We start from the raw sequence: 26,076 nt of genomic DNA, 5'->3' as shown, positions 1-26,076 counted from the left end.
GTACGCGGCATTGAGCCGCACTGCTTCCGGGCTGAGCAGTCCGGTCGAAATCGTCAATGAAATGAGGGAAGCATGTCCGGAGTCCACTACGGCGATCTTGCCGTCACCTACGGCGTCATGGACGCGCTCGCCACGGAACTCGGCAACCAGGCCAAGAAGCTCGAGGAGGACCTCGAAGCCCTGAAGAAGGCCGTCCTCGACGTCTCCGGCGGCTGGGCCGGCGAGGCCCACGCCGAGTTCGCCAAGAAGGCCAAGGAGTGGGACACCCACGCCTCAGCCATCCACCAGGCGCTGGTCCAGATCTCCCAGAAGGTCCACGCAGCCGGCGGTGACTACCGGGGCGGCGACCTGAAGGGCGCGAGTTACTTCCAGTAGGAATCCGCACTTCACAGAACCAGGGTGGGCACGCACGGGAGGTGCCCACCCTGTGCTGTACCCCTACGGGGCTCCCGCGCCGTACGCCGCCGCATTCGCCCTCGGCAGTCTCGCCCACATACGCGTCCCGCCGCCCGGTTCGCGGGACTCGCCGAACCCCCAGGCACCGTCGCAGGCACGGCAGACGCAGGCGAGGACGCGAAGGGCCGCGCGGCGGCGGGTGTCGCAGGCTGCGGCGAGGTGGGGTTGGGTATGGCGAGGGTGACAGTCGTAGACGATCACCCGGAGGGTCCCGGCTCGGTAGCGGAGGGACAGGTAGAAGTCTGAGGCCTCCGTGAACTGTGCGGCGATTGCCGTGAGTTCGCCCACCGCTTGGAGCGCCGGGTCCAGCATGTCGTACAGGCCGTGGGCCTTGAGAACCTCGCGTGTCGCTGCTCTCGCCAGTGCTGGGCTGGCCAAGGCGGCAGGGAGGGTGAAGCTGTAGGCGAGGGTTTCGGGGGTGGGGGTGGTGGGGTCGGCTGGGTAGGTGGGGGCCAGCGGGCAGAGAGAGACGGACACGTCGGCTCCTATGCCGGTGTACGGATGCGTGGACGGTCCTGCGGTAGCAGTCGGTGGCTCGCCTCCCTGGTGCGCGGCGTACGAAAGCTGCGCACAGCCGCCGGTATGACGGGTGAACGCGCCGCCGGGTTGCTCGGTGTGGATCGAGGCAAGATCTCCAACATCGAGTCGGGTACGCGTGCCATCAGCGCCGAGAGGCTTCGCACGCTGGCCTGCAACTGTGACTGTGATGACGAGGCCTACTTCGATGCCCTGGCCGAGATGGCCCAACCCGCGGAGCGGGGCTGGTGGGAGAGATACCGAGGAAGCCTCCCGGCCGGGCTCCTCGACATTGCCGAGCTAGAGCACCACGCGGTACGTCTGCGTACCGTGCACCTGATCCACATGCCCGGACTCCTTCAGACCGGCGACTGCGCCCAGGCCGTCTTCAAGGCCGCGCTACCGCCGTTGCCCGAGCACGAGATCGCCCTGCGACTTGCTCACCGCCTGCAGCGCCAGTGCGTGCTGGAGCGCGACAACCCCACCGAGTACGTCGGGATACTCCACGAGTCGGCTCTGCGCATGCAGTTCGGCGGACGCAAGGTTGCACGAGCGCAACTGGAACACATCCTCGCCATGACTGAACGGCCCAACGTGTCGCTGCGCGTCATTCCGTTCGACGCGGGGTCTTTCCCCGGGGCTGGCCAGACCGTCGTGTACATGGAGGGCCCCGTGCCGCGGCTCGACACCGTGCAGATCGACAGCGCCCATGGGCCGGAATTCCTGAACGAGGACGCACAGTTGTCCAAGTACCGAGCCCAGCTCGCCTGGATGGAGCAGCACGCCCTGCCGCCTGCCGACTCATACACCTTCATCCAGGGCATCGCCGCCCAGCTATGAGGAGACAGTCGTGCAAGACATCATGTGGGAAGACCCATTCTGCGCCGAGGGCTCGGCCTGCTTCCGACTCGGCACCGACCATGAAGGCAACGCCTACATCGCCATAGCCGGCGCCGAGGAGGCCTACCTCACCGACACCCGCGAAGCGCTCCGCACGATGATCCTCGACATCAAGGAGGGCAAGGCGGACCACCTCCTCTGACACCGCCGATTCCCGCATGTGTAACGCCCCTTGGGCTGATGCAGGTGGCTCCGCACGTCGAGGTTTCGAACTGAACAGCAAGGCCAGCTACGTTCCGGTGCGATAGCTCGGAGGCAGGACAGGTTCAGTCGTCTGAGGACGAGGCCTGCGTGAGGGGCGGCGGCGGTGGCGGAAGGGGCGGCATGAGCGGTTGGGGCGGGAGCCGGGGCTGGGCCGGTGCCGCAGTGGAGGGCGGCGGGGGCGGCCCCTGGGGCGGCTGGAATCGCTGGCGAGGCGAGGGCCGTGGCCCAGCGGGTGGAGCCGGCGGCGGCGGAGGTGTCTCCTCGATCGGTGACAGCACCGGGCCGCCAGCCCGCATCCGCTCAATGGTCTGCTCGGCGCGACGGCGGGCGTGAGGCGCGTCGTCACGTTCGTAGAAGCGGGGGAACTCTCGGCGGCCGAGAGTATCGGTGAACAGCGGCTTGTAGCCGAGTGCGTGGGCGATTGCCATCATGCTGCGACACCGCTCAGCACTCGTCGTGTGGGGAAATTGCAGGTGAACGCGGCCGCGTCCGTCGAAGTGCCTGATGATTTCCTCGTCTGTCATCAGTTGTCCTCATAACGGGGCAGTTCTTCGGGGAACGTGCGGGGGTTCTGGCACTCAGCCAGTTTGTAGGCGTGCTTGATGACTTGGTAGGCAAAGTCTGTCACTGCTTGGCGCAGTGCGGTTCCTGAGATCCTGCCGTCCCCGATTACGCTTGCCTCGGTGACGATTGCGTAAGACTTGCTCGCGTCCTCGGCCCGGACTCCGCGGGGGACGCACGGGACATAGACGGACGAGCTGCCGCTCTCCGAGCCGGGATCGGCCAAAGCCTCGATCCCGTCGACGGAGATGCGTATGGCATCGCTGTCCGTACCGGCCCCGTAGTGGTCGGCCCATTGCTGCACGGAGGTGTCTTGGACTCGCGCCATGCCGGAGAGAATCGAACCCGCGCTGGTGTAGATGTGGCACGAGAACATGAGATCTTCCCCTGAGTGCCGTTGGCTAGCGCCCTCCTCTGCCGTTCGCGTACGTGGGAGTGTCCGTACCACCACGTCGCGTTGGACGGCCCCGTCGCAAACCTTCGAGGGTAGGCGTTCGAGCCCCGTGGTCAACCCGAACCAGGCGGCTGCGCCACCAAGGCAGAGGACCGTTAGGCAGGTGACAAACCCTTTCGTGCTCGCCTTGGTCGCAGCCATTTCCTTGGTATGGGTATTCTCAGCCATGGGGACGATCCTTGGAATTTGTCAGGAACTCGCTTGCGTCATCCCAGCCTTGATTGACAGCCACGCCGACGGTGCGGCTGGCCCCGCCCTCGGGGATATCCACATGATGCTGCTTGAGGGAATCCAAGGCCGACCATTGTGTCTGCTGGTTAACTGAATCCCGCATGCTGTAGAGGTCTTTGGCGCTCTCATACAGGGCTGCATCCTTTGCTCCCTCCAGCTGTTGCCCCTCAAGCAGGCGATCAACGGCCAAACCGATGACTCCTCCGGCGAAGCCTCCAACTGCAGCACCGGCCGCCGCCTGGCCGCCAGGGAATAGAGAGACGGACCCATACCCCAAACCGGTTGCGATCCATGTCTTGACGAAATCACCCTTCTTTTGAAGGGCGTCGTTGTAGTCCTCTTCCGCATCCATGGCATCTTGAACGTCTTCGTCCGCCATGGAATGTCCGATAATTCCTTCGATTACGCCTGCGTTCCTGCCTACATCTTCGAGGACTTGATCTCGGGGGCCATCGAACAGGTTCGGGTCCGAAAGGTGGGCATCAAGGAGGCCGCTGGTGTAAACACTTTCTCCGACGATGATTCCGGCTCTTCCCTCGGGATCCAAGGAGACTGCTGAAAGGAATCTGGTCACGTCCGCAGTTTCAAGCCCATTCGGATCATCGCTGTTGGTGAGGAAAACCTCTGCATTGGGGCCGGCGAAAGCGCGACTGATTTCCGGCATATAAGAAGCTGCCATGTTCCCGAAACTGTCGGCCAGGCCCCTGCTGACCAGGTCCGCGCCTCCGCCAGGCTGTGCCACCGCATTCATGATGTTGGCCATGATTTCCACCTGCGCGTTGCTGTGGGGAGGAGCTGGCGACGTCGAGTCACCGGCGGCGACCCCGGTGACCGCGGCCTCCAGAGCATGCCCGAGGGACTCTCCTCGTTCCGTATACATGGTCGTGCCCAGCATGTGGTTCAGATCCGACTTGGACTCGAACGCGTGCGTTGCCGCCTCGGGGTTGTGAGAGAGGCCCTCGAACAGTCCCTCCAGAGGGTCCCGACCGGTGCCGTCACCGAAGACGAGGTCGAGGCCGTCGTAGCCCCTGACCCACAGGTCGTCGGTACTTGAGTCTCCCGCCCCCTTGTCTGCCTTGAAAATCTTCTCCCGATAATCGTCGAGGAACTCGGTGTCGTACTGGCCTTCCCGTATGAGGCTGCTGATGACCTGAGCGCCGAGGGCGCCGATCGGGCTCGTGGAGTTCGCGGCGCGGAAGTTCGTGTTGCGCTCGGCGACGAGGTCCTTTTTCCAGTCCTGCATGGCGTCCGAGTCCGAGAAGGATGCCGTGGCCAGGGTCAGGCTCAAGTTCTTCTGAAGGTCCTTCATCGTGTCGATTTCTGAGCCACTGGCACCGGCGTGCGCGGAGGCCATCTCGGTCCAGAACTGAAGCGTCCCCTTGGGACCCAACCGCGTTGCGAACTGCTCCGCGAACAGGGGGTCGTCGTTGTACAGCTCCATGGTTCGGTTAAAGGCGGCAATGTCGTCGAGAGACATGTCGGCCGGGTTCTTGGCCATCTTCGCCAGTTTCTCAGCCGCTGCAACGGCCTTGGCCGCAGAGTCCCGATTGGCGTACGACGCGTCGGCGAAGCCGTACTTCACCTGATCAACGAGGAGCTTGAGCACCTTGGCCGCAATAGTGTCGCTCTCCGTGGCCTTGGCCAGGATCTCCTGGATCTCGTTGCGAAGGCCGTCCACGACCTTCTGATCCGTCGCTCCTGTCTTTCCACTGGGGTCGGAAGCCCAGTCGGGCCTCGTGTTCCCGGTGACGGTGAACGTGCCCTCTCCGGTGTCGATCACGGTCAGGTTCCGATATTCGTCACGCGAGATCGCATTGTTCAATTGAGTGCGGTAGTTGATGAGCTCACCGCGGGTGTCTCTGAGGATATTGGTGATGGAGTCAGCCTGAGTATGCGCGTCAGCGAACTCCACGGCGGTCTTGGCGATGAACTCGCGCGTGACGGTGGCGTTGACGCCCGCCCACTTGGCCTTGTCTGCCTTGGCCTTGAGTTTTTCCTCGGCGTCCTTCTGTAGGTCCGCGAGCTTCTTCGTCATCTGTTCCCAGTCGGTGACCGCTTCACCGAGTTTGGAGAAATCGCCGTAGCGCAGTGCGTCGAGGTCCATCGGCGTCAGTGGCCCTTCCGGTCGTCGAAGCCTTCGTCCAGCAGGGCGATACTGCTGACAGCGCCGGAGATGTGCGAGTCGTCCGCGGCGTGCTGGTTCTTGGTGAACCGGAGGTGGTTGGAGATGTGGGCGCAGGCGTCCAGCAGGGTCTTGGTCTGCTTGCTCCAGCGTTCGGTCACGTGCTCCAGCGCGCCCCCGAGAGCGAACCCTTCTCCCTTGAGTCCGCCTGCGGCAGCCTCCGAGGCCACGCGTGCGTGCCCGCTGAAGGTCGTGAAGTCCTCGAACAGGTCATGGGCGGCCTTGCCCACCGCCTCAAGATCTTGATGACCCGCTACGAGGTCTCCTTGAGTGCCATCCCCGCCCTGGTCGGCCGGATACTGATTGAGCTGCATCCGCGTGGATTGTTGATCGGCCGCCTCAGACTTCAGCTGCTCCCACTCATCCCACGCCATGTGAAACCCTTCCTCGTTTCCCCGTTAAGCCCGCCCAACAACAGACAGGACATTGCGCCAAGCCATCAACAGGCCAGAAAAGTGAACTCACTTCACCCGAGTCCAGAAATCTCACCCTGTTTTCCACAATTCAATGCCGTACGGCTCCACCACGCCGCCACAAGGCCCCCGCTCCAGCGCCAGCCCTGTCTAGCCCCACCGCCGAGAAGCCCACCTCAGTACACCCCCGCAAAAGCCACGGACCCCACCTCAATACCCCCGCTCCTCCACCAACCCCACCTGCACCAACGGCTTCCCCCGCCGTCGAGACACGAAGACCCCCCGCCCCGCGGGCATAGGCCGAGGCCGGACCCCACCCAACAGATCACCCTCACCCGGGTCACCGGCAAGGACGACTCCCTGCGCGCCCAGTTCCTTGATGCGCTGCATGAACGCCTCGTAAGACGCGCGCCCCGCGCCGGCCGTGGACCGCGCGATGATGAACCGCACGCCCACATCCCGAGCGAAGGGCAGCAACTCCGTCAGCCCAGCCAGCGGATTGCCGCTCGATGTGGCTACGAGGTCGTAGTCGTCGATGACGACGAACACCGTCGGTCCCCGCCACCAACTCCGGTCCCGTAGCTGCTGGGCCGTCACCTCGGCCGTGGGTGTGCGGCGTTTCATCAGTTCCGCGAGGGCGGACATGTGATGGTCCATGGCGTTGGACATCGGGATGTACTCGGCGAGATGGGAGGCCGGGGTCACGTCCAGCAGCGACCGCCGGTTGTCGACCACGAACAACTTGCACTCGTCGCCGGAATACCGCTCCGTCACCTGTTTGATCAGCAACCGCAGCAGGTTCGACTTGCCGGACTCGCTCTCACCGAACACGAGGAAGAACGGATCCTGATCGAAGTCGACGAAGACCGGCTCAAGGTTGTCCTCGTCGAGCCCGAACGCCACACCCCGCCGGGGGAAGCGGTCCCCGGGCGGCAGATGGTCAGCGGCGAACTCACGCGGCAGCAACCGTACTTCGGGCGCCCCGGGCGCCTGCCAGTGCCGGGAGACCTCCGTCGCCAGGGCCGCGGTGGCCTCCGCCAGATCCGTGTCCGACGTCAGACCGTCGATGCGCGGCACCGCAGCCATGAAGTGCTGCTTCTGCGGTGACTGGCCACGGCCCGGTACGCCCACAGGGACGTTCGCTGCGACCTTGCGGTCCAGCTCCGAGTCCATGGTGTCGCCGAGCCGCAGCTCCAGACGGTTCATCAGGTGGTCCTTGAGGGCCGCCCGGACCTCCATCGACCTCGACGCCGTAAGGATCAGGTGGATGCCGTAGCCGAGCCCCCGTGCCGCGATCTCGTGGATGATCTGGTCCATCGCCTCGTAGTCCGCGCGGAAGTTGCCCCATCCGTCGATGACCAGGAAGACATCGCCCCACGGTTGGTCGGTGACCGCGATGTCGCCCCGCGCCCGCCGGGCCCGGAAGTCGGCGATGGACGCGATGCCCGCCGACCGGAAGTACTCCTCGCGGCGCGTCAGCACGCCGTAGACCTCGGCCACCGTGCGTCGCACCCGCTCAGGGTCCAGGCGTGAGGCCACCCCGCCCACATGCGGCAGTCCGGCCACCGCCGCCATGCCGCCACCACCGAAGTCGAGTCCGTAGAACTGGACTTCGTACGGCGTGTGCGTGAGCGCGAACGACGAGATCAGGGCGCGCAGCAGCGTCGACTTGCCGGACTGCGGGCCGCCCAGGATCTGCATATGGCCTGCCGCGCCCGAGAAGTCGAGCCACAGCGGGTCCCGGCGCTGCTCGTAGGGCTTGTCCACCAGACCCACCGGCACGATCAGGCGGCCGGCGCCCTCGTACTCGGGCTGAGTGAGCCCGCGTCCCGGGACCGCCGTGAGTCCGGGCAGGAGCCCGTCCAGCGAGGGCGGACTGTCCAGCGGGGGCAGCCACACCTGGTGTGCCGCCGGGCCCTGCGCCTCCAGCCGGCGCACGATCACATCCAGCACGGTGGCCGCGAGGGCGTCATCGACCTCCGGACCGCCCGCAGCACCCTCCGGCGAACGCCGCTGCGGCACCTGCGCGTACTGCACAGGGACCTGCGCCGCGGTGAACAGCACCGGTCGGCGGTCCACCGGCAGTTGCCCGCCCCCGAGCGCCGCCCGCTCCGAACCCGAGCGGTACACCCCGGAGACGTACGCCGCCTTGAACCGCACCATCTCGTTGGTGCCGAACTTCAGGAACCCCGATCCCGGGACGTTCGGAAGCTCGTACGCGTCGGGCACGCCCAGCGCCGCGCGTGACTCCGCGGCCGAGAAGGTCCTGAGGCCGATCCGGTACGACAGATACGTCTCCAGGCCCCGCAGCCGGCCCTCCTCCAGGCGCTGCGACGCCAGCAGCAGATGCACGCCGAGCGACCGGCCGATCCGGCCGATCTGCACGAACATGTCGATGAAGTCAGGCTTCGCCGTGAGCAGTTCGCTGAACTCGTCGATCACCAGCACCAGGGAGGGAATCGGCCGCAGGGGAGCGCCGGCCGCGCGTGCCTTCTCGTAGTCGTGGATGTTGGCGTAGTTGCCCGCGTCGCGCAGCATCTCCTGACGGCGGTTGAGCTCGCCGCGGATGGAGTCGCCCATGCGGTCGACCAGCGTCAGATCGTCCGCCAAGTTCGTGATCACCGCGGCCACATGGGGCATCTGGGCCATGCCCGCGAACGTCGCGCCGCCCTTGAAGTCCGCGAGGACGAAGTTCAGGGTCTCCGAGGAGTGCGTGACCGCGAGGCCCAGCACCAGCGTGCGCAGCAGCTCCGACTTGCCGGAACCGGTGGCACCCACGCACAGTCCGTGCGGACCCATGCCCTCCTGCGCGGCCTCCTTGAGGTCCAGCATCACCGGGCGCCCGTCCTCGCCCACGCCGATCGGCACCCGCAGGCGCTCGGCCAGCGAACGCGGCCGCCAGGTACGCCTGGTGTCGACGGATGCCGCGTCCCCCAGGTTCAGCAGGTCGGTGAACTCCAGGTTGGCGAGCAGCGGTTCGTCGTCGTCCCCTCCGGATGCCACCCGCAGGGGGGCCAGTTGCCGGGCGAGGGCCTCGGCGGACTCGTACGAGAGGACGTCCGGCGTCCCTTCGTAGACGACTCCGTGCCCGGATTCCAGCCGCAGTTCCTCGGGGCGCACGATGACCGACAACTCGCCTCCGCCACCCATAAGTTCGCCTGCGACGACCTCGATGACGGTGACGCCCTGGAGTCCTTCGGGGTTGGCCAGGACCGAGTCCGGCGGCAGCGAGACACCGTCCAGTACGACGACGATGTGCGGCTCCTCCGGGAGGGGCGCCGCGTTCGGGTGGAAGCGCGGGCGGCCGGTCAACCGGGAGGAGAGCAGGTTCTCCAGCTCGCGGGTGTCACTGTCGATCAGCCGGCGGCTGCCCGCCCCGTCCATCGCACCCGGCGCCTGGGCGTGCGGCAGCCACTTGGCCCACTCCCAGTCGGGCAGGGCGTCCCGGCCCGCCGCCACCACGAGCATCAGGTCCTCTGGTGAGTGCAGCGCGGCCAGCGAGCCGGCCATGGCCCGGGCGGACGACCGTACGGACTGTGGGTCTCCGCTGATCGTGACGTAGGAGAAGGCGCGCAGAGATACCGCCAACGGCAGGTCGTCCAGGGTGCTGTGGGCGGAGAGGAAGCGCTGCATCGCCCCCGCCGTCAGCGGTTCCAGTTGCTCGACCGGGCCGGTCTCGGGGGCGACGAGCGGAGTGGCGAGCGCCTGCGGGCCCAGGCCGATGCGCACATGGGCGAAGTCCTCGTCGCCCGGGCGGCGTTCCCACACCCGGCTGCCTTCGGCGACCAGGGCCCACAGCTGCTCGGGGGAGGGGTGGAGGTAGTACTGCGCGTCGCGCTGCGCCCTCGCGGCGTCGAGCGCGGTGTGCCGGGTCTGTGCCAGATAGCTCAGGTAGTCGCGGCGCAGGTCCGCCAACTGCCCCTGGGAACCACGGCGGAAACGGACCACCATCGCGATGGACATGGCCACGGTCGAGGCGATCATGACCATTCCCATGATCTTCATGAACGGTTGCCCGTTCGTGAAGAAGAACACCACCGAGCCGCCCATGCCGAGCGTCGGCAGCAACTGCATCAGCACGCTTTCCTGGTGCCCCCGCGGCAGTTCGGGCGGAGGTTGCAGAACGATCTCGCCCGTGGGCACCTCGGACGGCAGCGCCCGCGGCGGGCGCTTCACGACGATGTGGCTCACTGCTCACCAATTCCCTTGCCGGGCCCGAGTGTTCGTCCGCCGCCCCGTGTCGGGCGGACGCGTGCCCGCGGCGTGATCCTACTGACACCACAAGTGACGAGGGGGAGGTAGGGTGCCGGATGTTCGCGTGAGCACACGTGAGTTGAGCTGGACGAAAGCGGCGCATTTCGCGCGATCCGGAGCGGTACGAGGCGGTACGGAGCTCCGCGGACGGCGCGACGGAACCCGCCTCACCGTCCCGCTCGGCACACCGGGCCGGGAAACCCCCAGGATTTTCACGCGGTTGACGCACGACCAGCACGCACGACCAGCACGCACGACCAGCAGGCAGAGCCAGCACGCACGACCGGCAAGCAGAGCCAATACGCACGACCAGCACGCAGAACCAGCACATACGACCGGCACCCACGCGCGACCAGCACACACGACCAGCACGCACGCACGACCAGCACACACCACCATCACTGAGGGGGAGCAGCAGGTGAGCATGACGGCCTCCACGGCAGCCACCGGGGGAGGAGCCGGCACGGGAGTCCCCGCCGGGACGGGCGCAGGGCTCGGATTCTGCCGGGTGACCATCGTCGCCCCCGACAGCCGGATCGACGTGGCGCTGCCCGACGACATCCCCGTCGCCGACCTCTACCCGGAGATCCTCAGGCTCTCCCGGCAGAGCCCCGCCGAAGGCGCCCCTGTCGGTTACCACCTCGTCCGCCGGGACGGCACCGTCCTCGACAGCTCCCGCTCCTTCGCGGCCCAGCGCATCCTCGACGGCGAACTGCTCAGCCTGCGCCCCTTCTCCGAGTCGCTGCCGCCGGCCGTCTTCGACGACGTGTCCGACGCGGTCGCCTCCGCCGTGACGCGCGAGCACACCCTGTGGAGCGGCGACCTCACACGCGCCGCGGGCCTCGTCGGCGGCGGAGTCCTGCCCGCCCTGCTCGCCTTCGTGGCCTGGACGGCCGACCCGCGCCACGACATGTACAGCCTGCCCGGCATCCTCACCGGGGTGGTCGGCGTGCTCCTGGTCGTGTTCGCCTGCGCACGGGCCCGGATCTACGACGACAGGGCCTCGGCCGTCGCCCTGGGACTCGGCGCGCTGCCCAACATCGGGGTCGCGGGCTCCGGACTCCTGCCCCTCGCCGACGGCCAGGGCATCGGCAAGTTGCAGTTCCTGCTCGCCTGCGCCGCGGTACTGCTGGCCTCGGTCGTGCTCACCCTGTGCTCCCCGAGCGGGGACGGGCCGTTCGTCGCGTTCGTCTTCGCGTCCGCCATCGGTGTGATCGTGCTGTTCACCGCGATCCTCGCGCACTGGACGCCCGCCGAGATCGCGGCGCTGTGCACCCCGCTGGCCGTGGGGGCCCTGGCCTTTCTGCCGGGCCTGTCGATGCGGTTCGCCCGCCTGCCGATCGGCTTCGACCAGCCGAGCACGGCCCCGCGCCGCGCCTATGGCGCCGATCCCGCACCCCAGGAACCCGTCGACGCCGAGCGGGTCGCGGCCCAGGCCCGCCGCGGCCACGAACTGCTGGTCGGTCTGGTCGGCGGCTGTGCGATCGTCGCGGTCGGGGCCTCGGCGGTGCTCGGCTTCTCCGACGACGCCTGGGCACAGCTGCTCGCCTTCGCGACCGGTATCGCTCTGCTGATGCGTGCGCACCTCTTCCGCTACACCGCCCAGGTCGCCCCCCTCCTGGTCGCCGGTCTCGCGGCTCTTGTGCTGCTCGGTCTCGGCCTGGCCCTCAACCCACCGCACCCGTTGGTCCGTGACGCCATCGAGGGCGACCGCACGGCCCTCGACATCCGTACGATCTGGCTGGTCGCGGCGATCGCGGGCGCGGCCCTGCTCGTCACCGCGGTCGGCCTGATCGTCCCGCGCAGCGGCCTCACCCCGTTCTGGGGGCGCTTCCTGGAACTCGCCGAGGGCTTTGTCCTGCTGACGCTGGTGCCACTCGCGCTGGCCGTCTTCGACGTGTACGCGACGGTCCGCTCGATGACGAGCTGACCCCGCCGCACCCACGGCCCACACCCGCCGCACCCACGCCCTCACCCCGCCGCACCCACGCCCACACCCGCCGCGTCCACGCCACACCCACGCCCACACCCGCCGCGTCCACGCCACGCCCTGCCGCATCCGCGCCCTCACCCCATCGCACCCACGCCCTCACCCCGCCGCATCCGCGCCCTCACCCCGCCGCATCCGCGCCCACACCCCACCGCACCCACGCCCACACCCCACCGCACCCACGCCCTCACCCCGCCCCGCCACATCCACGCCCACACCCCGCCGACCGAGCACGAAAGGGCCCCCGAGCGTGAGCTTCGGTCCACCTCCCTCGATCTACACCCAGTCCGCACGCACGGCTGACACCGCCCGCAAGCGCCGCCGTACGAAACTGCTGGCCGCGCTGGCGGTAGCCGTGGCCGTCGCGCTCGGCGGAGGCGGCTGGCTCCTCGCGTCCGGCAACGACAGCGAACCCACCGGCGCCCGGCGGACCGTCGCGCAGAGCCCGGACGACATCAGGGAGACGACCGAGCGGGTCCCCGCCTCGCCCGAGGGCCGGCTGATGGTCGAGCACGACGAGGAGAACCTCCCCAAGGCCAACGACGCCAGCCCCCGTTACGCGCCCGGCACCTGGGCCACCGACAGGGTCATGGTCAAGGGCGTCGCGAACCGTCTCGAGGGCTACAACATCGCCCTCGACGCCACCGAGAAGGCCTGGTCCCTCAAGCTCGACGGCCACATATGCGCCACGAGCCGGCACGTCACCGCGGACGGCCGTACCGCCGTCGTCATCCAGCCCCCGCAGCCCAAGGGATCCGAGAAGGACGGCGTCTGCGACCAGGTGGTGTTCTTCGACCTGGACACCGGCAAGAAGCTGTGGCAGAAGAAGATGCCCGCGGCCGGCACCGCCTTCGTCACCAACACCAACCTCACCCTGACCAAGGGCGTCGTCGCCGTCGCGTGGGGCTCGGGCTCCGTGGCGTACGACATGAGGTCCGGCAAGCAGCTGTGGAACAGCACCCTCGGCTCGGAGTGCGAGGACAAGGCCTTCGCCGGCGGCCGCGCGCTGCTGTCCCTGCTCAGCTGCGGATCGCCGCCCGATGTCACCTTCCGGGTGCAGCGGCTGGACCCGCGCACGGGCGAGCCGCAGTGGACGTACAAGGTCTCCGACGGCGTCCAGACCGTCTACCTGCCCTCGTCCGACCCTCCGGTGCTCGCGGTCGCGGCGGGCGACAGCGCGGTGACCGACCTGATCTCGCTCAACAGCCAGGGCAAGCACCGGGCGACCATCGCGCTCAACGGTTACGAGGCGAAGTGCGGTGAGCGCTACTTCGGGCTGTCGCTCTTCGGCGAGTACGAGAACTGCGACGGTCTCGTCGTCGGACCCACCCAGGCCTTCGTCAACAGCCAGGAGAACATCGCCGCCGGTCAGCCCTCGAACTGGATCGTGGCGTTCGACCTGGCGACGGGAAAGACGACCGGCAAGTTCGACGGACGCGAGCTGCAGCGGGTCCATCCGCTGCGGATGAGCGGCGACGACCTCCTGATCTACCGGCGCGGTGCGGGCACCGTCGCGCCCGCGGCCGTGGTGCGCTGGAACCCGAGGACCGACAAGGAGACCCCGCTCCTGCTCTTCACGCTCCCGGACGACGAGGACGGCAAGCTCAGCGACCCGGAGCAGTCGGACATCCTCTTCCAGCAGGGCCGGATCTTCTTCGGCAGGCGGGAACTGGTCGCCGACGACAAGTACCCGACCGACGGGGTGCTGATGGCCCTGGCCGTGGGGAACGCCGGGCTGAAGCACTGACGGAGCGCTGAGGGGCGGCACGCGCGCGTGCCGCCCTTCACCGTCACTCCGCCTCGCGCGTCACCGTCACTCCGCTCCGCGCGCCGCCGTCACCCCGCGTCTTGCTCCGCCGGCTCGATGTCGAACTCGCCGTCCCGCGCACCCAGCACGAAGGCCCGCCATTCCGCCTCCGTGTACCGCAGCACGGTGTCCGGATCCAACGAGGACCGCATGGCCACGGCGCCCTCGGGCAGGTACGCGATCTCGACCCGCTCCTCGTGCTCCTCGGTGCCCGGCGCGCACTGCCACTCGACGCCGGAGATGTCGAGCGCGTAGAGCTCGTCCCGCTCCCGCTCCTTGCGCGCCTTGATCTCCTCTGCCGTCTCCGCCATGACCGGCGACCCCTTCCGACGTGCGTACGATCTGTGCGGTCACCCTAGTGGCCCGGTCCGTGCCGTTCGGCGGGTTCCGGGACCGGGGTCAAGGCCCCCACCTTTGCCTGGTACCCTGAGTGACGGCCGTTTGTGTACGCACCCCCGGAGCTCACCGCTCTGATGGTCGCGCCCAGCGGATCCCCGCCTCCCGAGTAACGGAAGCTCCCCCGAGACACAGACCGGGGGCACTCGGTGGCCATACCAAGACTACGAGGAGTACGCGTGCCGCTCGACGCCGCTACGAAGAAGCAGATCATCAGCGAGTTCGGTCAGAAGGAGGGCGACACCGGCTCCCCCGAGGTCCAGGTCGCCATGCTCTCGCGCCGGATCTCGGACCTGACCGAGCACCTCAAGACGCACAAGCACGACCACCACTCCCGTCGTGGTCTGCTGATCCTGGTGGGTCAGCGTCGCCGCCTTCTCCAGTACCTGGCGAAGAAGGACATCCAGCGCTTCCGTGCGCTGGTCGACCGCCTCGGCATCCGCCGCGGTGCGGCGGGCGCCAAGTAAGACGCCGTGGAGGGAGCGGTTCCCACTTGTTCGGGAGCCGCTCCCTTTGCTGTACGTGCGGAGTGTCACCGCCTCTTTGTAGTGTGGTAGCACAACGCAATACGTACGACACAGAGTGATATGCCCTACCCACAGGGGTAGGCGACATCACGAGAACAAGACGAACGAGGAGAAGCGCACCTCGCCGCCGCCGGTCCTCGGTAGTGGCCCCCGGGGGAAGTGAGTCCCGGGTGCTTCGATCGAAGACCGGCCCGCACTGAACGGAGCGCTTCTCCGCAACCGTCCCCTCGCCACACGGGCGTGAGGGACGAGGACGAGGAGAAAACACTAGTGGAGAACGAGACCCACTACGCCGAGGCCGTCATCGACAACGGCTCCTTCGGTACCCGCACGATCCGCTTCGAGACGGGCCGTCTGGCCAAGCAGGCCGCCGGCTCCGCCGTGGCGTACCTGGACGACGACACCATGGTGCTGTCGGCCACCACCGCCTCCAAGAACCCCAAGGACCAGCTCGACTTCTTCCCCCTGACGGTGGACGTCGAGGAGCGGATGTACGCCGCCGGCAAGATCCCCGGCAGCTTCTTCCGCCGTGAGGGCCGGCCGAGCGAGGACGCGATCCTCACCTGCCGCCTCATCGACCGCCCGCTGCGCCCGTCCTTCAAGAAGGGCCTGCGCAACGAGATCCAGGTCGTCGCCACGATCATGGCGCTCAACCCCGACCACCTGTACGACGTCGTCGCGATCAACGCCGCGTCCGCGTCCACGCAGCTGGCCGGTCTGCCCTTCTCCGGCCCGATCGGCGGCGTCCGCGTCGCGCTGATCAACGGCCAGTGGGTGGCCTTCCCGACGCACACCGAGCTCGAGGACGCCGTCTTCGACATGGTCGTCGCGGGCCGCACCCTCGAGGACGGCGACGTCGCGATCATGATGGTCGAGGCCGAGGCCACCGAGAAGACCATCCAGCTGGTCAAGGGCGGCGCCGAGGCCCCGACCGAGGAGGTCGTCGCCGCCGGTCTGGAAGCCGCCAAGCCCTTCATCAAGGTGCTCTGCCGCGCCCAGGCCGACCTCGCCTCCAAGGCCGCCAAGCCGACCGGCGAGTTCCCGATCTTCCTCGACTACCAGGACGACATCCTGGAGGCGCTCTCCGCCGCCGTCCGCCCGGAGCTCGCCTCCGCGCTGACCATCGCCGGCAAGCAGGAGCGCGAGGCCGAGCTGGACCGCGTCAAGGCGCTCGCCGCCGAGAAGCTCCTGCCGGAGTTCGAGGGCCGCGAGAAGGAGATCTCCGCCGCGTACCGCTCCCTGACCAAGCAGCTCGTCCGCGAGCGCGTGATCAAGGAGAAGAAGCGCATCGACGGCCGTGGCGTCACGGACATCCGTACGCTCGCCGCCGAGGTCGAGGCCATCCCGCGCGTGCACGGCTCGGCGGTGTTCGAGCGTGGCGAGACCCAGATCCTGGGCGTCACCACCCTCAACATGCTCCGTATGGAGCAGCAGCTGGACACCCTCTCCCCGGTGACCCGCAAGCGCTACATGCACAACTACAACTTCCCGCCGTACTCCACCGGCGAGACCGGCCGCGTCGGCTCCCCCAAGCGCCGCGAGATCGGCCACGGCGCGCTCGCCGAGCGCGCCCTGGTCCCGGTCCTGCCGACGCGCGAGGAGTTCCCCTACGCGATCCGCCAGGTCTCCGAGGCGCTGAGCTCCAACGGCTCGACGTCCATGGGCTCGGTCTGCGCCTCCACCATGTCGCTGCTGAACGCCGGTGTGCCGCTGAAGGCCCCGGTCGCCGGTATCGCCATGGGTCTGATCTCCCAGGAGATCGACGGCGAGACGCACTACGTCACCCTCACCGACATCCTCGGTGCGGAGGACGCCTTCGGCGACATGGACTTCAAGGTCGCCGGCACCAAGGAGTTCGTGACCGCCCTCCAGCTCGACACCAAGCTGGACGGCATCCCGGCCTCCGTCCTGGCCGCGGCCCTCAAGCAGGCCCGTGACGCCCGCCTCCACATCCTCGACGTGATGATGGAAGCGATCGACACGCCGGACGAGATGTCCCCGAACGCCCCGCGGATCATCACCGTCAAGATCCCCGTGGACAAGATCGGTGAGGTCATCGGCCCCAAGGGCAAGATGATCAACCAGATCCAGGAGGACACCGGCGCCGACATCACGATCGAGGACGACGGCACGATCTACATCGGCGCGGTCGACGGACCGTCCGCCGAGGCCGCCCGCGCCACGATCAACCAGATCGCCAACCCGACCATGCCGGAGGTCGGCGAGCGCTACCTGGGCACGGTCGTGAAGACGACCACCTTCGGCGCGTTCGTCTCGCTGCTCCCGGGCAAGGACGGTCTGCTGCACATCTCGCAGATCCGCAAGCTCGCCGGCGGCAAGCGCGTGGAGAACGTCGAGGACGTCCTCGGCGTGGGCGCGAAGGTCCAGGTCGAGATCGCCGAGATCGACTCCCGCGGCAAGCTCTCCCTGATCCCCGTGATCGAGGGCGAGGACAACGCCTCTGACGAGCAGAAGGACGACACCGACAAGTGACGTCGAACAGCTCTACGACGACGGCCCGCACCTCCTCGGAGGCGCGGGCCGTCGCCCGTACCCAAACCCTGATCAAGGGCGAGAACGGCATCGGCACGGTCCGCAAGACCACCCTCCCGGGCGGCCTGCGCATCGTCACCGAGACCCTGCCCTCGGTCCGCTCAGCGACCTTCGGCATCTGGGCCCACGTCGGCTCCCGGGACGAGACGCCGTCCCTGAACGGCGCCACGCACTACCTGGAGCACCTGCTCTTCAAGGGCACCACCCGCAGGTCGGCGCTGGACATCTCCTCCGCCATCGACGCGGTCGGCGGCGAGATGAACGCCTTCACCGCCAAGGAGTACACGTGCTACTACGCGCGCGTGCTCGACACCGACCTGCCGCTCGCCATCGACGTCGTCTGTGACATGCTCACGGGCTCCCTGATCCTCGAGGAGGACGTCAACGTCGAGCGGGGCGCGATCCTCGAAGAGATCGCCATGACCGAGGACGACCCGGGCGACGGCGTGCACGACCTGTTCGCGCAGACCATGTTCGGCGACAACCCCCTCGGCCGCCCGGTCCTCGGCACGGTCGACACCGTCAACGCCCTCACCGCCGACCGCATCCGCCGCTTCTACAAGAAGCACTACGACCCGACCCACCTGGTCGTGGCGGCTGCCGGCAACATCGACCACACCAAGGTCGTACGACAGGTCCGCGCGGCCTTCGAGAAGGCGGGCGCCCTCAAGAACACCACCGCCACGCCCATCGCCCCGCGCGACGGCAGGCGGGCCCTGCGCACCGCGGGCCGCGTGGAGCTGATCGGCCGCAAGACCGAGCAGGCCCACGTCGTCCTCGGCATGCCCGGCCTGGCCCGCACGGACGAGCGCCGCTGGGCCCTCGGCGTGCTGAACACGGCCCTGGGCGGCGGGATGTCCTCCCGCCTGTTCCAGGAGGTCCGCGAGAAGCGCGGCCTGGCCTACAGCGTGTACTCGTACACCTCCGGCTTCGCCGACTGCGGCCTCTTCGGCGTCTACGCCGGCTGCCGGCCCTCGCAGGTCCACGACGTGCTGAAGATCTGCCGCGACGAGCTCGACCACGTCGCCCAGCACGGCCTGACCGACGACGAGATCTCCCGTGCCATCGGCCAGCTCCGCGGCTCCACCGTCCTCGGCCTCGAGGACACCGGCGCGCTCATGAACCGCATCGGCAAGAGCGAGCTGTGCTGGGGCGAGCAGATGTCCGTCGACGACATGCTGACCCGGATCGCCTCGGTCACCCCGGACGAGGTCCGCGCGGTCGCCCGCGACATCCTGGGACAGCGGCCCTCGCTGTCGGTCATCGGCCCGCTCAAGGACAAGCAGGCGGCCCGACTGCACGACGCCGTGGCCTAACCCTCCGTCTGTCTTTCGGAAGCGTCTTTAAGGAAGCAAGTGATGAGCAAGCTGCGCGTGGCGGTCCTCGGTGCCAAGGGCCGGATCGGCTCCGAGGCGGTCAGGGCCGTGGAGGCCGCCGAGGACATGGAGCTGGTCGCCGCCCTCGGCCGGGGCGACAAGCTGGAGACCCTGGCGGAGACGGGCGCCCAGGTCGCCGTCGAACTGACCACACCGGACTCGGTGATGGCCAACCTCGAGTACTGCGTCGGCCACGGCATCCACGCCGTCGTCGGTACGACGGGCTGGACCGACGAACGCCTCGCGCAGCTGGACGGCTGGCTGGCCGCCTCCCCGGGGACGGGTGTCCTCATCGCGCCCAACTTCTCCATCGGGGCCGTCCTCACCATGAAGTTCGCGCAGATCGCCGCGCCCTGGTTCGAGTCGGTCGAGGTCGTCGAACTCCACCACCCGAAGAAGGTCGACGCCCCCTCGGGCACCGCCACGCGCACCGCCCAGCTCATCGCCGCGGCCCGCGCCGAGGCGGGCACGGCACCGGCGCCGGACGCCACGGAGACGGGCCTGGACGGCGCGCGCGGCGCGGACGTCGACGGTGTCCCGGTCCACTCCGTGCGGCTGCGCGGTCTGCTGGCCCACCAGGAGGTCCTGCTCGGCGGTGAGGGCGAGACGCTGTCCATCCGCCACGACTCGCTCCACCACAGCAGCTTCATGCCGGGCATCCTGCTGGGCGCCCGCCGCGTGGTCACCACCCCGGGCGTCACCTTCGGCCTGGAAAACTTCCTGGACCTGGGCTGACGACACCATGCGCGCCAAGCTCTCCTACGCCGTGACGGCCGCCGTCCTGGTCTTCTACTTCGTCCTGGTCGGCAGCCGCGGTGTGATGCTCATCCAGTCCGGCACGCTCCTCACCGTCACCTTCGGCGTGGCGGTGCTGATCCTGCCGGTCATCGGCCTGTGGTTCCTGTGGAAGAACACCCAGTTCGTCCGCCGGGCCAACGCCCTCGCCGCCGAACTCGACGCCGAGGGCGGCCTGCCCGTCGACGAGCTCAAGCGCACCCCCAGCGGCCGGATCGACCGCGACTCGGCCGACGAGGTCTTCGCCAGGCGCAAGGCCGAGACCGAGGACGCGCCCCACGACTGGCGCACCTGGTTCCGCCTCGCCGTCGCCTACCAGGACGCCCGTGACACCCCGCGCGCCCGCAAGGCCATGCAGCGCGCGATCGCCCTGCACGACGGCAAACCCGTCCAGGCCTGAGGCACCGCACACGAAAGGGGCCGGCCCGCACCTCCCGCGGACCGGCCCCTTCGACGTCTTCACCGGCGAGTCACCCCCGCTGGTACTCCGCGCCCCACGCCTCCACCGAGTCCGCCGCCCGGTCGAACGCCTCGGGCCGCGCCAGGAAGTCCGCGTTGTGCGTGGTCAGCAACGGCACCGGCCCCTCGGCCCGCCGATCGCTGCGTACGACGGTCAGCGCCTGGCCCTGCACGGTGCGGGGCAGCCCCAGCCAACGCACCGGCTGCTGCACCGTCCGCACGGCGGCGACCTTGTCCCAGCGCACGGTACGCGTGCGGAGGAACGCGACATGCCGGATGCCGCGAGCGCTCACCCAGACCCCCACGCGCAGCAGCCGCAGCGCCACCGCGATCATGGCGACCGCGATCCCGATGACCGCACCGCCCTCGGTCACGGAACCGGTGAGGGCGATGATGACCGCCGCGAAGAGCACGTACGACGCGAGGAGCAGCACCAGCGCGGCCGCGCCCACCCGATAGGGCCCGGGCCGGTAGGGGCGCCGCCAGTGCTCACGGTCGTCGAAGGGCAGCGCGACGTCGTCGGCTGTCTCGAATGCGCGGTCGGCCGTCAGGAAGGGCAGGGGCACGGCTGGTCCTCACTCGATCCATACGTGGGCTGTGCCCGGTGAGGCTATCCGCCGGTGTCTTCAGGAGCCACCCTTGGGGGCCCATGGGGGTCCCTCCCACGCCATTTGGGGCAGTGGGGGAGAGTCAGCGCCCCTGGGAGGCCTGTGACTCCTGGGTGCCCGTGGCCGAGTGGTCCAGCGTCAGCGCCGGCGTCCCGATCACCAGGGACCCGATCAGCGCGGCGATGATGGTGACCCCGAGGAGCCAACGCCCGGCTATCTGCCCGACCGAGGCCTTCTCCGGGGGAGGGGGAGCGATATTGCTGCGGAACCTGTCGGCCTCGGCGACGAAGGCGAATGGGACGGGCTCACGCCGGTGGAACATCGAGGTGACGCTCCTTTCGGGGCTCGAATGCATCACTGTTGTTGGTACAGACGCACGAGTGCCACAAAAGGTGCCCTGATGCCCCGAATTCATGGAACTTCACCGAAGATGTCGCGTCCCGGCACCGAACGCCCTGATGTCAGTGCCGGGCCGTAGAGTGGGCGCCGCCCGAGAGACGTGATGGAAGGACCCTCCGAGCCGTGACCGACACCCCCGCCGACGACCTCAAGCCCAGCTTCCGCAGCGATGTGACCGTCGAGCTGGTCAAGCACACCGCGGCCGACTCCGACGTGCTGTGGGCCGCGCGCGTCTCCACCGCCGGCGAGCAGTCCCTCGAGGAGCTCCAGAAGGACCCCGAGCGTTCCAAGGGCCTCATCAACTACCTGATGCGGGACCGGCACGGCAGCCCCTTCGAGCACAACTCGATGACCTTCTTCATCAGCGCCCCCATCTTCGTCTTCCGCGAGTTCATGCGGCACCGCGTGGGCTGGTGCATCGCGGGTGACACCGAGATCACGCTGGAGAGCGAGGCGGGCAACCTCCGTCGACGCACCATCGCCGAACTCCACCAGCTCTGGCAGCTGGGTGTGGAGGACCGCCTCCCTCACTCCGCGGGCGGCGTCACCTGGCACAGCCGGGCAGGCAAGTGGATGGCTCAGGTACGCCGCGGCGAGACCGACAACTACCTCGGGCTGTACGACAACAGGGAGGCGGCCGAGTCGGCCGTCGCCGAGTTCCGTGAACAGCACCCGAGCACGCGCCTGCGGAAGCTCGAATCGGTACGGCGTAACCACGTCCGTTGCTACGACGAAGAGACCCTGCTCGCCCAGCGGGCCAGGATCGTCGACGTGATCGAGTCGGGCATCAAGCCGCTGATCAAGATCACGACTGCCTCCGGGAAGACTCTGCGCTGCACGGTCGACCATGCGGTTTTCACACCTGACGGCTGGGTCAAAGCGGGCGAACTCGCCGTGGGTGACGCCGTCATGGCCGCAGGAACCGTCCCCACGCCCTCCCAGGCGCCGGTCCCGCCCAGCCTGAGCCGAGGGATCGGCGTGTGGACCTCCATGCAGCGCCAGCGGTTGATCAAGGACACGGACACCTGCCACCTGTGCGGGCAGGACTTCACGCGCGAACAGCTGGCCCTGGACCACGTTGTCCCGGTGGCCGGTGACCTCACCCGCGCCCTCGACGAGAAGAACCTCGCTCCGGCGTGCGAGCCCTGCCACACCGCCAAGAGTGGCGGGGAACAAGCACTGGCTCAGCGCGACGGCAAGATCGCCAAAGCGGTTCCGGACCCCGTCGTGGCCATCGAGGCGGATGGCGAGGAGATGACGTACGACCTCTCGGTGGAGGGCCCCTGGCACAACTTCCTGGCGAACGGAATCGTCGTACACAACTCGTACAACGAGGAGTCCGGCCGATACCGGGAACTGCAGCCGGTCTTCTACGTACCTGGCGAGGATCGCAAGCTGGTCCAGCAGGGTCGCCCCGGCAAGTACGAGTTCGTGCCGGGAACCGAAGCCCAGCAAGAGATCATGGAACGCTCGATGCAGGAGTCGTACATCCAGGCATACGAGCGCTACCAGGAGATGCTCGCCGCCGGCGTCGCCCGCGAGGTGGCCCGAGCCGTCCTGCCCGTCGGCCTGTTCTCCTCGATGTACGCCACGTGCAACGCCCGCTCGCTGATGCACTTCCTCGGCCTGCGCACCCAGCACGAACTCGCGAAGGTCCCGTCCTTCCCGCAGCGGGAGATCGAGATGGTCGGCGAGAAGATGGAGGCCGAGTGGGCCAGGCTGATGCCCCTCACCTACGCCGCCTTCAATGCGAACGGCCGTGTGGCGCCGTAGCGCACCCGAGTTCTCCGACCGGGCACAGATGTGCGGGTCAGCCTCGCGAAGTGTCCGTATTGCGGCATTTGGAGAAGTTCATCTAGCCTGATCAAACGGACCCGGCACTGCTTGAACCCCCGAGCAGGCAGTGCCGGGCTCCGTCTTTGTCATGACTTTTCCCGCCCCCCGAGGGCAGACCCGGCCCTGAGCAGCGAGTAGCGTATTCCCCATGGCTCCGACCTCGACTCCGCAGACCCCCTTCGGGCGGGTCCTCACCGCCATGGTCACGCCCTTCACGGCGGACGGCGCACTCGACCTCGACGGCGCGCAGCGGCTCGCTACCCACCTGGTGGACGCAGGCAACGACGGCCTGATCATCAACGGCACCACCGGTGAGTCCCCCACCACCAGCGACGCGGAGAAATCGGACCTCGTACGAGCCGTGCTGGAGGCGGTCGGCGACCGCGCCCACGTGATCGCGGGCGTCGGCACCAACGACACCCACCACAGCCTGGAACTCGCCCGCCGGGCCGAGCAGGTCGGCGCCCACGGCCTCCTGGTCGTCACGCCGTACTACAACAAGCCCCCGCAGGAGGGCCTGTACCGGCACTTCACAGCCCTCGCCGACGCCACCGGACTGCCGGTCATGCTCTACGACATCCCCGGCCGCAGCGGCGTCCCGATCAACACCGAGACGCTGGTCCGACTCGCCGAGCACCCGCGCATCGTCGCCAACAAGGACGCCAAGGGCGACCTCGGCCGCGCCAGCTGGGCCATCGCCCGCTCCGGCCTCGCCTGGTACTCCGGCGACGACATGCTGAACCTGCCGCTGCTCTCCGTGGGCGCGGTCGGATTCGTCTCGGTCGTCGGCCATGTGGTCACGCCCGAGCTGCGCGCCCTGGTCGACGCCTACACCTCCGGTGACGTCCAGAAGGCGACCGAGATCCACCAGAAGCTGCTCCCGGTCTACACGGGCATGTTCCGCACCCAGGGCGTCATGACGACCAAGGCCGCGCTCGCCCTCCAGGGCCTGCCGGCCGGACCGCTGCGCGCCCCCATGGTGGAACTCGCGCCCGAAGAGGTCCAGCAGCTCAAGATCGATCTTGCCGCCGGCGGGGTACAGCTCTGACAACAGACTTCGCGCGCCCCGGCGCGCGCCAGACTTCACAACTGAATAAGCAGGCCACCGGGCCCGCACCCACAACGACAACTGCTACACGCACGAACGTCATGCGCGCCACGTGCCCCACCGGTACGTGGCGCGTGTGGTGAGGAGAGTCTTTTGAGTCATCCGCATCCTGAACTCGGTCCGCCGCCGCCGCTCCCCGAAGGCGGCCTGCGGGTCACCCCACTCGGCGGTCTCGGCGAGATCGGCCGGAACATGACGGTCTTCGAGTACGGCGGCCGCCTGCTGATCGTCGACTGCGGCGTGCTCTTCCCCGAGGAGGAGCAGCCCGGGATCGACCTGATCCTGCCGGACTTCTCGTCCATCAGGGATCGGCTCGACGACATCGAGGGCATCGTGCTCACGCACGGCCACGAGGACCACATCGGTGCCGTCCCGTTCCTGCTCCGCGAGAAGCCGGACATCCCGCTGATCGGCTCCAAGCTGACCCTCGCCCTCATCGAGGCGAAGCTCCAGGAGCACCGCATCCGCCCGTACACCCTCGAGGTGGTGGAAGGGAACCGCGAGCGCATCGGCCCCTTCGACTGCGAGTTCATCGCGGTCAACCACTCCATCCCGGACGCCCTGGCGGTCGCCATCCGCACCCCCGCGGGCATGGTCGTCCACACCGGCGACTTCAAGATGGACCAGCTCCCGCTGGACAACCGCCTCACGGACCTGCACGCGTTCGCCCGTCTGAGCGAGGAGGGCATCGACCTCCTTCTCTCCGACTCCACGAACGCCGAGGTACCCGGGTTCGTCCCGCCCGAGCGGGACATCTCCAACGTCCTGCACCAGGTCTTCGGCAACGCCCGCAAGCGGATCATCGTGGCGAGCTTCGCCAGCCACATCCACCGCATCCAGCAGATCCTGGACGCGGCCAACGAGTACGGCCGCAGGGTCGCCTTCGTCGGCCGCTCGATGGTCCGCAACATGGGCATCGCGCGGGACCTGGGCTACCTGAAGGTCCCGCCGGGGCTGGTGGTCGACGTCAAGACGCTCGACGACCTCCCCGACCGCGAGGTGGTCCTGGTCTGCACGGGCTCCCAGGGCGAACCGATGGCCGCCCTGTCCCGGATGGCCAACCGCGACCACCAGATCCGCATCGTCAACGGCGACACGGTGATCCTGGCGTCGTCCCTGATCCCCGGCAACGAGAACGCGGTCTACCGCGTCATCAACGGCCTGACCCGCTGGGGCGCCCACGTCGTCCACAAGGGCAACGCCAAGGTCCACGTCTCGGGACACGCCTCGGCCGGCGAGCTGCTGTACTTCTACAACATCTGCCGCCCGAAGAACCTGATGCCGGTCCACGGCGAATGGCGCCACCTGCGCGCCAACGCCGAACTCGGCGCGATGACGGGCGTCCCGCACGACCGGATCGTCATCGCCGAGGACGGCGTCGTCGTCGACCTGGTCGAAGGCAAGGCCAAGATCTCCGGCAAGGTCAAGGCGGGTTACGTGTACGTCGACGGCCTCTCCGTCGGCGATGTGGGCGAGCCGGCCCTCAAGGACCGGCGGATCCTCGGCGACGAGGGCATCATCTCGGTCTTCGTGGTCATCGACGCGTCGACCGGCAAGATCACGGGTGGCCCGCACGTCCAGGCGCGCGGCTCGGGCATCGAGGACTCCGCGTTCAGCGACGTGGTCCCGAAGATCACGGAGGTCTTGGAGCGCTCGGCTCAGGACGGCGTGGTCGAGCCCCACCAGCTCCAGCAGCTGGTGCGACGCGTCCTCGGCAAGTGGGTCTCCGACAACTATCGCCGCAGGCCGATGATCCTCCCGGTGGTGGTGGAGGTCTGACGACCTGTCGGACTCCGTACGCGTGAACCTGGAGCGGGCCGCCTCGATTTGCATCGGGGCGGCCCGCTCCAGTACGTTTACGGCTCCGCCTGAACGGGAACCCGGCCGCCTCGTGCGCCGGAACCAGTCCCCGAAGGGGGCGGGAATTCCGACTCAGAACTTCTGATAAAGTCGGAGCCGCCGGAAAGGGAAACGCGAGAGCGGGAACCTGGAAAGCACCGAGGAAATCGGAACCGGAAACGGTCTGATAGAGTCGGAAACGCAAGACCGAA

General features: G+C 68.3%; 20 protein-coding genes and 3 pseudogenes. 15 read left to right on the top strand and 8 right to left on the bottom strand.

Translation table 11 applies throughout. The features are described from left to right. Nucleotides 1-72: 72 nt before the first annotated feature. Nucleotides 73-375, top strand: a complete 303-nt coding sequence (locus ACZ56U_RS30850; protein ID WP_469087241.1) for a WXG100 family type VII secretion target — start codon at nt 73-75, stop codon at nt 373-375. A gap of 63 nt (nt 376-438) precedes the next feature. On the opposite strand, the gene ACZ56U_RS30845 is transcribed toward ACZ56U_RS30850, so the two are convergent. Further along, on the bottom strand, nt 439-933 hold the full coding sequence (locus ACZ56U_RS30845; protein ID WP_469087240.1) for an ATP-binding protein: 495 nt from the start codon (nt 931-933) through the stop codon (nt 439-441). A 24-nt stretch (nt 934-957) separates the two neighbouring features. Here ACZ56U_RS30845 and ACZ56U_RS30840 point away from each other — a divergent pair, with 24 nt between their 5' ends. Both ACZ56U_RS30840 and ACZ56U_RS30835 read left to right on the top strand, forming a co-directional pair. Then, the gene (locus ACZ56U_RS30840; protein ID WP_469087239.1) at nt 958-1,812 is read left to right on the top strand and encodes a helix-turn-helix domain-containing protein; all 855 of its coding nucleotides are present in this window, start codon (nt 958-960) and stop codon (nt 1,810-1,812) included. Nucleotides 1,813-1,822: 10 nt separating this feature from the next. After that, nucleotides 1,823-2,014 (top strand): hypothetical protein, encoded by a 192-nt coding sequence (locus ACZ56U_RS30835; protein WP_469087238.1) that lies wholly within the window; start codon nt 1,823-1,825, stop codon nt 2,012-2,014. A gap of 585 nt (nt 2,015-2,599) precedes the next feature. On the opposite strand, the gene ACZ56U_RS30830 is transcribed toward ACZ56U_RS30835, so the two are convergent. The 4 genes from ACZ56U_RS30830 to eccCa all read right to left on the bottom strand — a co-directional run bounded on the left by ACZ56U_RS30830 (nt 2,600) and on the right by eccCa (nt 10,108). After that, nucleotides 2,600-3,259 (bottom strand): hypothetical protein, encoded by a 660-nt coding sequence (locus ACZ56U_RS30830; RefSeq protein WP_469087237.1) that lies wholly within the window; start codon nt 3,257-3,259, stop codon nt 2,600-2,602. Beyond that, nucleotides 3,252-5,426: a hypothetical protein gene (locus ACZ56U_RS30825; protein WP_469087236.1), complete on the bottom strand. Its 2,175-nt coding sequence runs from the start codon at nt 5,424-5,426 to the stop codon at nt 3,252-3,254. Before ACZ56U_RS30825 ends, ACZ56U_RS30830 begins: the two co-directional genes overlap by 8 nt. 5 nt (nt 5,427-5,431) lie before the next feature. Beyond that, nucleotides 5,432-5,878, bottom strand: coding sequence for a hypothetical protein (locus ACZ56U_RS30820; protein ID WP_469087235.1), 447 nt, complete (start codon nt 5,876-5,878; stop codon nt 5,432-5,434). Between the two features lie 249 nt (nt 5,879-6,127). Next, the gene (gene eccCa, locus ACZ56U_RS30815; protein ID WP_469087234.1) at nt 6,128-10,108 is read right to left on the bottom strand and encodes a type VII secretion protein EccCa; all 3,981 of its coding nucleotides are present in this window, start codon (nt 10,106-10,108) and stop codon (nt 6,128-6,130) included. 481 nt (nt 10,109-10,589) lie between these two features. On the opposite strand from eccCa, the gene eccD reads away from it, so the two are divergent. Further along, nucleotides 10,590-12,101 carry a type VII secretion integral membrane protein EccD gene (gene eccD / locus ACZ56U_RS30810; RefSeq protein WP_469087233.1) on the top strand — a complete coding sequence of 504 codons (1,512 nt, stop codon included), beginning with the start codon at nt 10,590-10,592 and terminating at the stop codon, nt 12,099-12,101. A 310-nt stretch (nt 12,102-12,411) separates the two neighbouring features. Beyond that, complete coding sequence (locus ACZ56U_RS30805; protein ID WP_469087232.1) at nt 12,412-13,908, top strand: outer membrane protein assembly factor BamB family protein; 1,497 nt, start codon at nt 12,412-12,414, stop codon at nt 13,906-13,908. A gap of 89 nt (nt 13,909-13,997) precedes the next feature. On the opposite strand, the gene ACZ56U_RS30800 is transcribed toward ACZ56U_RS30805, so the two are convergent. Continuing rightward, nucleotides 13,998-14,279: a DUF397 domain-containing protein gene (locus tag ACZ56U_RS30800; protein ID WP_469087231.1), complete on the bottom strand. Its 282-nt coding sequence runs from the start codon at nt 14,277-14,279 to the stop codon at nt 13,998-14,000. A 264-nt stretch (nt 14,280-14,543) separates the two neighbouring features. On the opposite strand from ACZ56U_RS30800, the gene rpsO reads away from it, so the two are divergent. The 5 genes from rpsO (at nt 14,544) to ACZ56U_RS30775 (ending at nt 20,015) form a co-directional block, all read left to right on the top strand. Then, a complete protein-coding gene (gene rpsO, locus ACZ56U_RS30795; RefSeq protein ID WP_015657483.1) occupies nt 14,544-14,831 on the top strand; it encodes a 30S ribosomal protein S15 in 288 nt (95 codons plus the stop codon). A gap of 330 nt (nt 14,832-15,161) precedes the next feature. Continuing rightward, nucleotides 15,162-17,384 (top strand): polyribonucleotide nucleotidyltransferase, encoded by a 2,223-nt coding sequence (locus tag ACZ56U_RS30790; protein ID WP_469087230.1) that lies wholly within the window; start codon nt 15,162-15,164, stop codon nt 17,382-17,384. Then, nucleotides 17,381-18,760, top strand: a complete 1,380-nt coding sequence (locus tag ACZ56U_RS30785; protein WP_469087229.1) for a M16 family metallopeptidase — start codon at nt 17,381-17,383, stop codon at nt 18,758-18,760. Before ACZ56U_RS30790 ends, ACZ56U_RS30785 begins: the two co-directional genes overlap by 4 nt. 42 nt (nt 18,761-18,802) lie before the next feature. Beyond that, on the top strand, nt 18,803-19,555 hold the full coding sequence (gene dapB, locus ACZ56U_RS30780) for a 4-hydroxy-tetrahydrodipicolinate reductase (RefSeq protein ID WP_469087228.1): 753 nt from the start codon (nt 18,803-18,805) through the stop codon (nt 19,553-19,555). 7 nt (nt 19,556-19,562) lie between these two features. Continuing rightward, nucleotides 19,563-20,015: a hypothetical protein gene (locus tag ACZ56U_RS30775; protein WP_469087227.1), complete on the top strand. Its 453-nt coding sequence runs from the start codon at nt 19,563-19,565 to the stop codon at nt 20,013-20,015. Between the two features lie 70 nt (nt 20,016-20,085). On the opposite strand, the gene ACZ56U_RS30770 is transcribed toward ACZ56U_RS30775, so the two are convergent. Both ACZ56U_RS30770 and ACZ56U_RS30765 read right to left on the bottom strand, forming a co-directional pair. Continuing rightward, the gene (locus ACZ56U_RS30770) at nt 20,086-20,640 is read right to left on the bottom strand and encodes a hypothetical protein (RefSeq protein WP_469087226.1); all 555 of its coding nucleotides are present in this window, start codon (nt 20,638-20,640) and stop codon (nt 20,086-20,088) included. Nucleotides 20,641-20,764: 124 nt separating this feature from the next. Next, on the bottom strand, nt 20,765-21,004 hold the full coding sequence (locus ACZ56U_RS30765) for a hypothetical protein (protein WP_469087225.1): 240 nt from the start codon (nt 21,002-21,004) through the stop codon (nt 20,765-20,767). A gap of 200 nt (nt 21,005-21,204) precedes the next feature. Here ACZ56U_RS30765 and ACZ56U_RS30760 point away from each other — a divergent pair. From ACZ56U_RS30760 to ACZ56U_RS30740, 5 genes and pseudogenes are all read left to right on the top strand, one after another. Further along, nucleotides 21,205-21,495: pseudogene (locus ACZ56U_RS30760) on the top strand (FAD-dependent thymidylate synthase); the annotation flags it as partial. Further along, nucleotides 21,475-22,401: pseudogene (locus ACZ56U_RS30755) on the top strand (HNH endonuclease); the annotation flags it as partial. The pseudogenes ACZ56U_RS30760 and ACZ56U_RS30755, both read left to right, overlap by 21 nt. 3 nt (nt 22,402-22,404) lie before the next feature. Then, nucleotides 22,405-22,854 (top strand): annotated as a pseudogene (gene thyX, locus ACZ56U_RS30750) (FAD-dependent thymidylate synthase); the annotation flags it as partial. Between the two features lie 211 nt (nt 22,855-23,065). Then, a complete protein-coding gene (gene dapA / locus ACZ56U_RS30745; protein ID WP_469087224.1) occupies nt 23,066-23,965 on the top strand; it encodes a 4-hydroxy-tetrahydrodipicolinate synthase in 900 nt (299 codons plus the stop codon). Between the two features lie 153 nt (nt 23,966-24,118). Then, nucleotides 24,119-25,804 carry a ribonuclease J gene (locus ACZ56U_RS30740; RefSeq protein ID WP_469087223.1) on the top strand — a complete coding sequence of 562 codons (1,686 nt, stop codon included), beginning with the start codon at nt 24,119-24,121 and terminating at the stop codon, nt 25,802-25,804. Nucleotides 25,805-26,076 lie beyond the last annotated feature (272 nt).

The organism is Streptomyces sp. NPDC034103 (genome assembly GCF_055575395.1).
This window is presented reverse-complemented; position numbering and strand designations above follow the sequence as displayed.